Genomic DNA, 14,847 nt, shown 5'->3' on the forward strand with positions numbered 1-14,847 from the left:
TTACATGGCAAATTTCAAATATGTAGAAACTATTACGACATCCCAGGATCTTCTGAACAAGTTGAAGGAGGAGATTACGGCTTTCGAGAAATTTCCCTTCGAATCAACAGCGGGTGAAACAGCTGAGAATAACTCGTGGAAGGTGTTTTATGAGGAAAAGGATGCTGAAAATCGTATCAGTCTGTTGATTCTTCAAGGCACCATGACTATCGGAACAACAGAAAAACCAATCACCAAAAAATATTATGTACAGTTCACGAATCACGCCATCGTTCCACGAGTGATCACACCAACACCTAAATATGTAGAGCATAGTACATTGACTGTCCAATTGCTTGAAGGACTGGAAGGAGAAGAGCCTGCTGCTTTGCCAGTGAAGACACTGCCAACATTCAAATTAACAGGTCACCCTGTACTGTACCAGTGGGCACTGGAGAGTCATACGCCAACGGATCGAAACAAAGAAAAGCCGGTTTACATGTATATCAATGTGATGAATAATCGTCTGGCTATGGTTCTGGTTGCAGATCCGGCTGTAAATTTCCTGGATTATAAAAAATCATTCCTCTATGTAGGTGCGCTGAAGCCATTCAAATATAACCTCAATGATGTAGACGGAAACGTTATGCTGACGGCAGGTGCAGTTATTGATGAACCGGATATCGCAACAATTGCTAAAGACGGTACATACTATTATGGACAGTATACTTCTGCAGGTAACAACACGTTGCAGATGCTCAAAACTAAATCAGGTATTGAATTCCAAAGCCACTATCCTTCTTTCATTACTCAAGCACCACCAGTAGGCAAAGCCTTTATTGATCCTGAACTTGGGGATACGGGACTTGAACTAGAACCACAGGGTTTCCAGGCATCCAAATGGACGTCTAAATATCACTTGTCTCCAATTTATGTTGTCCACCCCTATGAGGGATATCGTGGTCAGTTTGACAACTGCATTGCGGTAACGAAACATAATATCCTTCACCTGGATGAGTTGATTATTGACGTGGAAGGAAAGCCTTGGCATCAAGAGGTTTATCGTTATTTCGATACAGATACACAGCAGAACTTCATGAACTTATCAGCTAATCAGCGTATGGGCGTAGCGATTCTGAAAGAGGTACGTTACTCAAGTAAACAAGCATAGACCTGAATCGTATAGATTCAGTAGAGGGAACCCTGACTCCGCTCAGGAGTTCCCTTTTTATTTGGAGGGGGTGATGCAGTGCTCACAACAAACGAATACTATTTCAGCATCCGGGACATTGTTCAGACATCACAGGGATATTTGCTCAGGATAGGCAGTACAGGAAGCAGGCCTTTGGACTATATGTTTGTATATATTCCTTATAGTCGTTATGCCAGCATATTGATGCTGGATTTCTACATGGCAAGGAACGCTGCTGATGATACGATAAAAGACGAATTGATTGACTCCATCAAAAGAGATTTGGAAGGAGAAGAACAATTTATCGTTCTGTCTGATGGGAGAACAAGGAATCATGTAGCGATAAACGAGATACCTATTGGAGACAAACGAAATACGGTACAAAGCGAGATCGAAGAAGGCATTAAGGCTATGCGTAATCGATTAGGTGCCGTTGAGCCCTTAGAACCGATGGAAGGAATTCGAACACCTCTTCGAGATAGCAATCTTCTGGATAGCTCTGAGCAAAAGGCTGCTGATCGAATGCAGTGGCTGCAACCGGGACAGTTACATACGGAAGATGAAGCATGGCGTGTTGATAATAATAAAGAGTTAAGAATATTCAAAAATGTTACAGTGACACGCAACTTGCTGAAAAATCTGGACAAAATTCATCCCTCCCAATGGGGTGTTCGTTTCACGGATCAGGATGTCATTCTGGATTATCTTGGAGATTACGAGCGAGATGATGCAGTTGAAACCGTGGTTGAACGAATCATGGCGTCAGCCAGAGATCATCAGAAGCATAGCCGGCTTGAGATATTAGCGATAGCCAATCGGACAGTTTCGATGCTCACGGAGCAAATGGTGATGGATGGTGCTTTGAAAGAAACTGAGCGACGCAGCATCATAGTTAGAGTAATTGACAGTGTTAAAGAGAGACTGAAAGATACTGCGATATCCAAGCTGGACTTGGCTTCATCCATGACTCGGCGTGAACTCGATGTTTCATATGGAAACATGCTAAAAGCTGTAATAGCCCATCATCGGAACACCTCCAAGGAGCTTATAAGTAACTCCCAGCGTTCCTATAAACGGGATTCAAGCATAGATCATGACATACGAATAGGGCATTCTTCACGTTCCCTACAAGAAGAATATATGAAAATTGTACATGAGCAAATTCTCTCTTCAATAGATCATACGAGAGAAATCAGTGTTCATAAGCTAGATCAGGGTGAAAGAAATCTTCAGGTCGAAGGTCAACTGGCTCAGTTCAATCAAGCCTTGCGGAATATTGATTTTGAAACGCAGATGCAGTATGTACAACAATGGGGGCAACGCAAAGATTTCGAAAACGGGTTAATCATGCGTCCACCTGTTCTGGCTAAACTGAAAACACGCCAATTCCCAAGTGTGGTACATCAGTCTCTACGAATGGAAAGAGATACGAATGAAGAACTGCTTTTAGCGGAAACACAGTTATATAGACGAAGCGCAGAGCATGATATTATTTCTCTAAACGAGATCATGAATTTGGAACGGAGCCGACTGACAGCACCTACCTTGATTAATAAGGAAGGTCTATGGGGAAGCATGGCTAAAGGTGTGCAAACCTATATGGACAGATCTTCAGCCAATAGGTATCATCCTGCATCTGCGTTAAGAGATATTCGTAGTGATCCCTGGGTGATCCAAAATGCTTTTCCAAGAGGACAACGTATTATAGGTCATAATTCCGCAACAATAGATCAGGAGTTTCCATGGGGCAAAAGAATCATAGATCATAATCCTGCTTATATTGAAGATGTGAATACGCAAATCAAGACTCACCGACTTATTGTTGTACTTGGAGCAGTTGAGGACACGAATAAGCAAATTCTTGCATCAAGGGATGCTACGGAGTTCGGAAATCTCTTGCGAAATAAACCCGAAGCACATCGAGATACAGTAGAATTCGCTAATGTTGAGAGGGATAAACCTGAGGGCACTCGGGTAGATAAAGAAGCTGCACATCTCCTTCGAGAATATTCAGAAGGACGCAGGGTCGACAAATTTGAATCATTTGTATCTTCCCAATTCGATACGGGTCATGTTGGTCCGCGAGCTATGTATATTCCCAAAACAGAATTGGCTGCCGAGCGAACGGATACATATGAGATAGAATTGAAATCCTCAAGTGCGGGTAACCGCATTACTGAGCAAGGAATCTGGTTACCCCAAGCTTTGAGTGGAGAACGTGAAGATAAGACATTGACGATTGAAGATACGGTCTACGAGGCGCTGAAGAGTAGGGATAGTAAAAACCTTTTTCTTGACGATGAGATGTATGTAGCACTTAAAGGCAGCAAAGAGCTCAATATAGAGAAATTGTGGCAATCCCTAAAAAATATGACGCAGAAGCATATGGTTTACTTGGATGACTTACTAAAAAAGTTTATCAGTGATGGTGGAACGATTGGAAACAAATTATATCCGGGTCATCTGGAAGATTCATTGCTGGCAGCTGAATTATTAGAACGCCCTGCGCTTGTATTGGAGATGATGATTGATGCGGTGTATCAGACCGATGATGTCGCCTTTATGGATGAAAACCTTCTTACTGGAATTCGAGAGAGAATCGATGCATTAATTGAAGTGGGTATCTTGTGTTCAAATAAACAAAGTGATAATGGACTCGTTACATTCAGTTCAGAGGGTATTAGAGAATTGAAACAAGTTATCATCGACATGGACATGCCAGAAGCATATCAAGAGCCCGATGATGCATGGACAGACACACCATATCTAGATGCAGATCACCTACCCCGTCAGGGGAATGTAGATGATAAAATGTCCGAGTCCTTCAAGGAAAAGGACAGTGAGTATAATCAAGAAGGGTTGCTGAATGAGCAAAATACGGGTTCAAAGTTTGATCGGCGCGGAGAAACCATCGAGGTGACTTATGCGGATTGGGATGCCAAACCGATTACTTTTAATTTTGATACTCCACTTGGTTTTGTTGATTCATCTCCAGGAGTTTTTGATGAGGATCTATCAGAAATGAACGCTGCTCACTCACAGGAAAAGTTCGGCATGGTGAATGAAACAGTTGATGGCTCTAATCACGATCGAGCTGGATTATTTAACGAGCAAGATTATGCTACAGGAGAATCTATCCTTCGGTCAGGCGAGCACTCTAATACATACGTTGCGGGTTCGACAGATCTGCGAGAACTGCATATTAGCGAAGAGTACTCCATTGGTTCCCGTTTCAGTCAACAAGCGCATGTGAGTAAGGAATATAACTTAGGCAGTCCTGTTAGTCGTGAGCTTCAACAGACTGGAGAGATAGTCTCAGGAGCTTCTTCACAAATGAGAAAAGCACAGGTCATTCAGTTGTATACCTCCAGTACTTCTGGAATTCGTCAAGCAAATACAAGTGAGGGATATGAATTAGGAGATCCACTTTTACGCCAAGGTCTATCTAGTGAAGGCTATGGCCTTGGATATCAGGATTTGCGTGAAATGCAATGGGATGATGGTTATATGGGGGAAACGAATCATCGACTGGGTGTAACAGCAGAAGGATCATTTTACAGTTATATGGAATTAAAACAGGCAAACATGAAGGACGGAATGCAATTGGCCATGAACTCAGAACGATTTTCAGAGCAATCAGGTCGATTTGAACATGCTACTCAATTGAAAGATTCATGGGTGAATGAAGATTTTCTGGGTCAGGTATACAAATTTGGTAACCTGGAACAGCAGTGGATAGCTGATAAGCCGCAACAGGGAAATCTGGAGAGCCAGTGGGTTGCTACTAAATATCAATATGGTTTGATGGATCAGTATCTTGACAGCGGAGATAAACCTAAGTACGCAGACGTGCCAGTAGAATCCATTGGAGGTTTGCCGCTCAAATATGGGCAGATTGAAGAGGAGTTGCAGGCAACTAAATACCGGTATGGGAACTTAGAAGAGCAGCTACTCGGAATTAAACCTCAGTATGGACGAATTGAAGAAATGCTGTTTTCTACCAAGCCTCAATATGGCAATTTGGAAGAAAATCTTCTCGCGACTAAGGGTGGTAAAAGTTCCGAATATCACTTTACCAACAACGGAGATAAACGTGCAAGAGATTCGTATGTTGAGGAACAACGGAACGGATCTAAGAGCGAGCGAAGGACAAGTCTTGAGGAAGATATAACGGGAATTCTAAATCCTCTTCGGGCTACAGTTGAATCCAGTTTGTTAAGCACAAAAGGTAATTCCCAGGCTGATTGGGAGCAATCTTTAGTGAGTGACAAGGCGAGAAATTATTCTTCAATTGTTACTATATCTGAAGCATTAAAAATTCAACAGCATGGGCAAGTGGGAGAGCAATTGAATGCTAGCAAGTTGGAACAAGATGCTTCTCTTCTAGATGGTTCAGAAGGAAAGAAAGGACATGTGAATGGTGAATTAATCGATTATACATGGACAGGCACGAACTTAGCGCAACACGCTAATGTTGGGGCAGAATTATCCGGTGAAACCGGACCACTTGATTCTACAGGGCAATACGAAATAACGACTGCATTTAAGAATATTCTTAATGGTGAATTAAATACAGAAGATACTAACATGTCAATCAAGTTAAGTGGATCTGGACAAGAAGTGGATGATTTTTCATATGCAGATTTTGAGGGCAGAGTGGCGCTTGTTCAACAGGATGTCATCACTGCAGAACGAGAGGATGAACGAATATCTCATCTGGAGAACCAGACACGAGAGGCAACATTTGCGAATGCTCGTTTGTCTGAATTGCAGAACCCGGAGGATACATTCGCAACCTTTGAGGAACGATGTACGCAGGTGATCACGGGCTTTATTTTCGCTGAACGACCTGAGATGCGTGCAGAGTATTTGGAACAGCTTTTTGCATTTTTGCCTGAACGAACAGCGCATCTTATGAAGATCTATCACGAAGCCAAAGTGGAAGGACGGGCTTCTGATGTTGAAGTCGATTCGGTGTTGGCTTATCGGGATCGGATTACTGAGGGATATCTGCCTCTTATGGATACTACCGCGCAGGGACTTGTTTTCGATTATACCGATAATCTGTTGGACCACGGAATGAATCCCGAAGACTGGGAGGGTGGTTTTGGCGTGCCCGAAGAGTATGATCCTCATGACCCGTTTAACGTTTATTTCCCATACTCCAAAGAGATGGATGCACTTGAACTTGTTCAGGCGGATGATTGGGTTCAATTCGGAGGCGGCGATTGGAAACGGGATGAGCTCCTCGGCAAGTTTTACAGTGAAAATGAAACTTCTCAAATCAACGGATGGTACCGGAATAATTTTCTGGGCGATCAGTATAAATTCTCCGTTGATTTCAAGGTAGATGAGAACGAGAAGGGTGACGATGGCGTTGGTATTATTTTTAAAATGCGAGATACCAATAACTATTGGATGTTCATGGTCAATGGTGGTGATTCTACAAATGCTCTAGATATGAGGACACCGATGCAGCTGTATCATGTCGTCGCGGGTAGAAAAGAGTCTGTAGGTTCTCCGATGCAACCTTTTAAATGGGAGAGGGATCGATGGTACACAATCTCAGTATCCATCATGAAAGGTAAACTGCAAATCTATACCGATTCCAAACTACAATACGATTTAACGGGCACTGATTAACTCAGTGTTCTTTTTTTCGTATAGAGCGAGTACGAGGTGATTTTTATGGGTCATACATTTGGATTATTTACAATGTTTCAAAAAGGCGTGTTGTTCGCCAATATGAGAGCTAAGATAGCTGATAAAGACGATTATGCCAATCCTAACCATCCAGAGCATCTCCCGGAGAGTCCCAATGCACCGAGAAGTGAAACGGACCGGCATGGCGAAGAAAATAATCCTATTCTAGGTGATCCTGGTTACGGTCAGATAGGACGATGGCAGACGGTTCAATTGGATGCCCTGGAAAACAGTATTGATCAAATCATTGAGCAATATCTGAGAGATAAGTCTTGGTATGCGAGTGTACGATGCCGTGAAGCTTTATGGAATATGTATCGCAGGATTGAATGGTGGGTAGAACAACAGCAGCCTCCAGATAAAACACAATATCAGCGAGTACTGCAAATGGTGAAAGACTGTATTCACAAGATTCTTGAAAACGCCCAGAAGCCTGGAGGTAGTCATCATGGTGTGTCATTGCCCGTCTGTCCGGCACCCTACTACCATCATTTTAGCGGGAATTACTTTAATCATTTTGATGCAACCGTATATGAGATCCCGCTCTTTTCAATGAAAAAGGACGTCCCGTTCTCGAATAAATTTCCTGATTTCTTCAGATATGTATCATCAACGGAGGATCAGGAATGGGTAGCTGTTCACTCCGTAGGCCGAAATGAACAATCTGGCTCCGAGATGATCTTAAAACTGGATTTAGGGCTTCTGGAGATTGGAAACTCATCCAAAATCACGTTTAACTGGCGTGTGAAGCGTTATGGACAGATCAGGTTCAAGTACCTGGCTAGTGCCAAGCGCGGTAATGGCATGCTGTTCTATATTAATGGGCAGCAAGTCGGAGGTGAATGGAGCGAGAATAGCGGATGGCAGGAAGCTGCATTTACGTTGCAGCCAGGACAGATGTACAAGTTCGACTGGTTAATTCGCAAAATGAGACCTGAAGTATGGCAGAACAATGGCATCTATATTAAGGATGTTGAAGTCGTTGAGATTGTGGATACACGTAAGCCGCCTGCTCCTATAGATATTGATCTGGATGGGGAAGAAAGTGATAGTGATTGGTATGTAAAGTCTTCAAAAAGCATTGCACAAGCCCACTTTCAAGCTCAGTTCATTACAGATGAAGAGCGAAGTAAGACGATGAAAATGGATTTGGATAATGAATGTGACGGTACAGTTTCTTTTGCTTACTACATGGGAGTAGACAAAGAATCTTATCCAACTAAAGATTATGAATTGTTTTTTGATGACATTTTTGAATCCAGAACTCAGCATGGAGAAAGCAGGCATGGTAGTCATGCTCAATCTGTACACGGTGTAGAGTGGAATCTCAATGAGGAATATTCCGAAACAACAGCTAATCAAGCCAAGATTGAATACGAAATTATAACAGGCCCTGAGGCTACTGTAGATTTAAGAGGTGTAGTTGAAGTTATATGTCCAACGTATGAGATTGATCATTGGGAACCATCGCTCCATAGCCAAGGCATTAGAAATTATCAGTGGCAGATGTCGGGCAGCCCACCATGGGTAAGATCAGGGAATGTATTAAGACTGGATGAACCTATAGAAGGGGATATGATTGCTCAAACCGAAGTGAACTTGCAAGATGAGGGTTGGTTTTTGTTTAGTTATTCTCATCAATTACGAGCTACGGAATCGTTCGAGGTGACTGTAAATGGCATGCTTGAATACTATTCAACGATGCATAGCCGGGGGGAGCAGATACGAATTCTGCTAGAGGAAGGTTTAAATATTATCCAATTCTATATTCGAGATTATTACACTGAGCAGCCTTTCATCGATAACATAGAAAAATTATTCACGTACGGGAACAATACTGGCAATACATATCGAACTGTAACTGATTTAGGTTCGTACGTTGATGTGACACGTGGATGGGATGTAACAGATGCAGGTGCTAGAACTGAAAAAAATGGTGATACCATTAGATATAATGCAGAGCTAAATCCTGGAGCTAAGTTTAGCATTCAAGAGCATATGCGTATCTATCCAGCTATGGATTCGTCATACAATCCAGAAACTGGAGTTACAAGAGATTTTAACGTTTTCGAAGAATTGTTTAATGAGGAAGGCAAGTACCATGAAGCATTGAGGTTCTCTGGAAATTGGGTGTGGAAAAAAATCGTGAACGGTGATGGGGTCATGTGGGCACAGGGGCATGATCAGGATTTTATATGTGATTTTGAAGCTCATTTAGATAATTCTGGTTACATCTGTTGGCAATATGGAGGGCAGTTTGATCCGGGAGAAAAATTGGAACTACAAATTGATGGTATCTCTGTATGGACAGGAAGTCAGTCGAATGACAGAGAAGGGACCAATTGTATGTATCCTCTACCTTCGGGGAATCATCAATTCCGATGGAGATACCGTGACGGTAAAAAATATACGCCAGGTAACGGAGAAGGTGGTTCGGAAAGTTCCACTGGAACAGGTACGGGAACTGATCAGCAGGGTGGTGCAAAGAAAGATCCATATGGAGTGAAGTGTTATACAGGAGATTCAAAAGAGGATAAAATCCAATACGCTCAAAAATCATATGGAGGGCATTCGCCACGTGCTGCTAAGTTTGATGCAATCAATAGCGGTGAAGTTTACTCATCCTCTGGTCAAGCGTACGCATTGGGTGTTACTAAGCAAAACTCAACAATCGTTCGTACGTTTACTGCCCCTAAGATTGGAAATTTCAATTACTCTGAATTATTGACAGTCTATCCAGTAACCAAAAAAAGAGTCTTTGTAAAGAGAGCACTAAATAATAAAAGTGCTAAATATGATCGTGCTGAAACTATTTACAAATCAAATGGTACAGTGGATTATTACTCATTGGATGTTTCTGGTAACAACCCTCAAAGTCCTGAATATAGTTTATTTGGTTCAGATACCAAGAAGATAACTTTTGAATTCTATTGTGTTGAATCATTTGATATTAATTTCAAATATATGTGTTACCTGTTGCAAGACTCAATTCAAGCCGGGCGACTTAGGGTTGCTTATTATCCTAAAGACAAAGCAAGTCAAGCGGTAACGATTCTTGATTGTAACGATAATTATGGAGATAAAAAAGGTTATAATAGCAAAAGTATTGATGGAACAAAGTGGAAAAATGCAGAAAAATTTTCTGTTCCGATTACTGTAGAGAAACCTGGAATATATACATTAATTATAGGTCTTACTGATACTTATAACGGGCGTGAAAGAGGAAAAGAAGGTAATTACTATTACGCAGCCATCAAAGATCTTGTGGTTCGTACTGACGATCCTGATGGTGTGAATCAAAATAAACTGCTAAATCCAGTCTTAGTGGATCGAACAACTTATGTGGATGTGCAGTGGTTTGATTTAACAGACGTAAAAAACAAATTTAATCCGATTAAAGTATCCGTTGAAAATGGTCAAAAAGTTAGCGATTACATTAACAGCCCTTACTCATTAATACCCGGGCACAAATATAAAGTGGTTTACACACTTATTAAAGATAAAACCTCAACCAACGCGACAGGTCTTGATGCAGGTGGATTTACATTAAGTGAAGGTAGTTTTTCCGAGAGGTGGCCTAACTACTGTATTGATGCAAGTGGAAACATGTTCCCTGAAGGCAATTCTCCTCACCCAGGCCAAGAGCCATCGAATCCACCAGACACCACAACACCAGATGGTGGAAGTCATGCTTGGCTAGATGTTATTCGTCTATACCAGAATAACAGCAGAGCGTGTTCAGGGACGAAAATCGTTATTGATACCTTCGAAGAAGGGCAATTGCTTCACTCCCGAGATGTGACGAATCAAGAAGACACATTGGTTACAATTGAAGTGGAAAATACCTCAGATGAGAAGCGTAAGTATGAAGTTCAAGTTCGATTCGAGCAGGACTGCCCGGGAGATGGCGCCATGATCTGGGGAGGGAAACTTAATATTGATGACATTATTAAGGTGGATCCATCCTGGGCTGAGGTGACTCACTTCGAAGTATGGGATAACAAACCAATATGGATGGGCGGCTGCGATAACAGTAATATGCGCGTAAAAATTACACGTGAGGACGGAAAAGTGTTATGGGATGAAAAGTATTACGGGGATGGGTATCGTGGCTTCGAACTGAATGATCTGGCTCCCAAGCCATATAGCAAGTATAAGGTGGAGATTACAACAGATCAGAAGGGGCAAATCAGCGATTGGACAGGAAAACGATATCTGACCACATTCCGGCTGCATGACTTCAAAGCCTACGAAAGATGGGTGTGGATACCTAAGCCGTTCGATTGTCAACTGAATTTCTTCATTGACGATGAGCTGATCAAAACATTCACCCAAGAGGGTGGATACTATACATTTTCACATCCAGTGCCCAAAGGCAAACATGAATTCAAATGGGTGTTCACCTCGCTTCAGGAAGTGGGTACGCGCAGTTACGAATATGCTAATCTGGACTGGATGGAACTGACCAACTGGATCTGTGATGACGTCTATGTCATTCCTTACTGCGAAGGTGGTGGTGGAGATAAGTGTGTTGAAGCGCTTATTAAATGTTTGCTGGAAGTTTGGAAAGCAAGGCCTAAGATGTGTGTAATCGGTAAACGCATCTGGTTATTCACGTAAAGAAAGGAGGATCTGGATGGGAATTGTGAAACGTCAGGAAAAAGGGCTAATCTATTTTGATGAATTCAATAAATCCGAACTTGACTCTGGGTGGGAAGTATTGACTGACGATCCTGGAAGGTACAATGCTGATTATGGGGTACTTGAACTAAGACATGGAGAGTCTCCAATATATATGTTTTTCACGGAGTTAACGGGAATTGAAGAGTTCGTGTTGGATGTCAAGAATGAGTATAATCCAACTGTTGAGGGAGACTCCGGGGGACTTATTGTATATGCAGACGATGAGAATGTGGTGAAACTGGAAGAGTATTTTGATGCGGAAAAAGGGATAGCGAGAAGTTATCCTTGGATCCGTTTGGTACGAAGTTTTAATGTATATTCCGCATACTGGTCAGAGGACGGGAAGATATGGCGGTTTATTGGTAATCAGGAAGTCATCTCTTCTGTACCTAAGATCGGGCTTTTCTTAGAATCAGGAACACAAGGTGAACCACTACTCATTAATCATATTCGAATTCAAAGAAGTGCCAGAGTGAAGGTAGATAATCTGAAACAAGGTTATCAGGTTGAACTCCGGGATCAGGCAGGAAAAACTCTTGAAAAGAAAATATGTAAATATGAGAATACCTCCATCATGTTTGACTTTCAACGATATGGTTATCCGTTTACAGGCAGCTTTGCTGTGACTTTGCCTGACGGCAATAGATTTGAGTCTTCAGACATATTAAGTATATACGGTGGCGATACATATTACTTTGAACCTAGAGTGGATCTTTACTACCGTGAGTATAGCGACAATGGAGAATTCCTTGACATGCGGTTACAAGACAACCAGGAACGTTTCCTCGGTTATATGTCCTCTGGTCAATCCGTAACGGAGAATGTATTGTTTATTGCCAAAAATTCATTGAACCAAGGTGTTTTTCAAAATGTTAACTTCGAGCTTGCCTCTTATCGGGGAGATCAGTACCAAAACGTAGTTCGGGTAGCGCCCGATGTTGAGGGAGAACCAGGAGCCTGGAGTATGCAAGTGAACGCAACCGAGATAACTCCAGAAAGCCCTTATCAATTCTGGGTGAGAGTAGAGAGGCTGGATACCAGCACCAATTATGAAGCCCAGGTCACGTTCGGGATCAGAATTTCTTCAACGTATATATAGCTCTAAACTTTTAGTGCTCGACCACGTATAGATTCAGTAAGGGTTGAGTTGGAGGTGAGAATATGTCTGTCCGCTTTAGCGGGACAAGTTCAGGAACGAACAATGGCAAGTTGCTTGACCACAATGGTTTGTTAAACAAAGGGACTCGATCCCACCAAGAAATTGATGAGCATCTTTCAGAGATGGAGGAAGCCAGAAGCGTTTATGTCAGCCTCCCTGAGCGTCTGGATCAGATGGAACTTGTAGGCAAACAGAATGAAACAGAGATAACTGGTCATGAGTTGCGTATTGCTGATCTGGAACCTCGGGTATTGAATCAGGGAATATTGTTGGAAGACCAGAAGTCCAAGTTGGGTGAAGTTGAGAAAAACGTAACGGATATGAGCATGGATGTTCATGAACAAAATGAACGGTTGGAGAGTTTGGAAAATGAATTAGGAGATACTCGGGGGAGTCGTGAATCACTTGCAGATGTTATATCGGATATAGAGCATTCCATTGATGAACTAAAAACGATCCCTTTGTCTGATTTAGCAATAAGAGCGGCAGCTATCGATTTTAATGGTCTGCTTAAGCTTCAGATCAACGGTGGCTATGCAAGCATTAACAGTACACTTGTTCAAAAAGAGGAGTCCCTCTATTCCTTTATTGCTGAGCAAGATACAAGATATTATATATTTCTAAAGAATGATGGAACCTTCGTACATCAGGTGGTTCCCGATGAACCCGATAACGGCATGATTTTGGGATCTGTCACAACAGGTGCCACCTCTGATGCGGTATATCTTAAAGACCAACGCTATTATCTGACCAAAACGGTGTCTACAGGTGATTTTCAAGATCTCCAGGAAAGAATCACAGATGCTCAATCCCAAATCAATGAATTGGACGAAGAAGTGGTCAGGTGGATTGATCATACCGAAGATTTGTCCAAACAAGTTGAAGGTTTTGGTGAAATTAAGGCTGAAGTGTCAAACGCTAGAGTAGACAAAGATGGCTTTGAATTTGATATGCTGCCGGATCGTTTAAACCATATGCAATCCAAGCTTGAGCTTGCTGCATCCAGGGGGACGATGGAAAATCAATCGATTTTTCGTATTGAGTACCCACCTGATATAAGGCTTTCAGAACTAAAGAGCTTCTATTGTCCAAAGTATAGTATTGGTTCTGACAGTGTAGAGGTACTTCTGGATGGCATTAGGGTAACTCCTGGGGAAGATTATATCGAATATACGGATACGGAAATTCGTTTTCTCTATGATATTCCGGTAGATTCACGTGTGACACTACTTAGTCGAGGGTCGATCATCAATACGTCTTCAACATCAGAGTATGAGTATGACCCCAAAGGCAGAATGAAGCGTGAGATTATTACTGGAGGTATTAACCGCGTTATTGATTATGAGTACGATCTTGAGGGGAATCTTATAGCGGAACTCATTACGGAGAGTGATGGGCAAGTTAAGACGATAACCTATGAACGGGAAGAAGGAAGAATTAGACGCAAGTTGAACAATGGGGCAATGTACTTTTACTTACAGGGTAGTTCAGCCTATGATGACCGCCCTATTAAGCAACGTGTGTCTGTGCTTGAAGATATGGAAGAACAGGACGTCTATTTTGAGTATGATCATCAAAGCGGCCTGATTATCAAAGAGATTACATATAACAACGATATAAAACCATTAGTTATAAAGATTATTGAATACAATTATAACTCTGATGGTAGTGTGGATACCGAGATGGTCGACTATAATGGTTCGAAAATAGTGAAAAAATATAAGTACGATTCGGATGGGAATATCCTTGGCGTCCAAAAAAGAAAGGTAGGCTGATAGAGTGGAATCACATTTCTCAATGACCAAAATTAAAACCGGATTTCGTCCTTTGTTCGACAAAATGGTAGGTACTAACCTTACGCCAATTACAGAGGAAGAGGTGGAACTTCTGATGTTTATGTTGCGGAGCGATATTATCTTCGATGGGACAGGGCAGCAGTACCTTCCGATGCTGGAGGCTTTGGAACAGGCAGTCCCTCTTGAGTCAACAGACGAAATTAGTCAGGAGCTAGTGGATCAGGATACACAACGTCAAGAGCAAGATAGACAGATGCAGATCCGCACCGTATTTCTGACAGCAATGAAAGAGTCGATGCTTCAGGAATTGAAAGTTCGATATGGCATTTAAGGAG

6 protein-coding genes are annotated in these 14,847 nt (G+C 42.0%); all 6 read left to right on the top strand.

What is annotated here, in order from left to right; translation table 11 throughout:
• The first annotated feature begins 4 nt into the window (after window positions 1-4).
• The 6 genes from HF638_RS21935 (at window position 5) to HF638_RS21960 (ending at window position 14,843) form a co-directional block, all read left to right on the top strand.
• Window positions 5-1,150, top strand: a complete 1,146-nt coding sequence (locus HF638_RS21935; RefSeq protein ID WP_169482058.1) for a hypothetical protein — start codon at window positions 5-7, stop codon at window positions 1,148-1,150.
• 78 nt (window positions 1,151-1,228) lie between these two features.
• Entirely contained in the window at window positions 1,229-6,814 is a 5,586-nt protein-coding gene (locus HF638_RS21940; protein WP_169482059.1) for a hypothetical protein, read from the top strand.
• A 45-nt stretch (window positions 6,815-6,859) separates the two neighbouring features.
• Complete coding sequence (locus HF638_RS21945; protein ID WP_169482060.1) at window positions 6,860-11,494, top strand: hypothetical protein; 4,635 nt, start codon at window positions 6,860-6,862, stop codon at window positions 11,492-11,494.
• Window positions 11,495-11,510: 16 nt separating this feature from the next.
• Window positions 11,511-12,656, top strand: a complete 1,146-nt coding sequence (locus HF638_RS21950) for a DUF1349 domain-containing protein (RefSeq protein ID WP_169482061.1) — start codon at window positions 11,511-11,513, stop codon at window positions 12,654-12,656.
• 62 nt (window positions 12,657-12,718) lie between these two features.
• Window positions 12,719-14,491 (top strand): hypothetical protein, encoded by a 1,773-nt coding sequence (locus HF638_RS21955; RefSeq protein WP_169482062.1) that lies wholly within the window; start codon window positions 12,719-12,721, stop codon window positions 14,489-14,491.
• A 22-nt stretch (window positions 14,492-14,513) separates the two neighbouring features.
• Entirely contained in the window at window positions 14,514-14,843 is a 330-nt protein-coding gene (locus HF638_RS21960; RefSeq protein ID WP_169482063.1) for a hypothetical protein, read from the top strand.
• Window positions 14,844-14,847 lie beyond the last annotated feature (4 nt).

Source organism: Paenibacillus sp. SZ31 (assembly GCF_012912005.1).
Taxonomy (GTDB): Bacteria; Bacillota; Bacilli; order Paenibacillales; family Paenibacillaceae; genus Paenibacillus.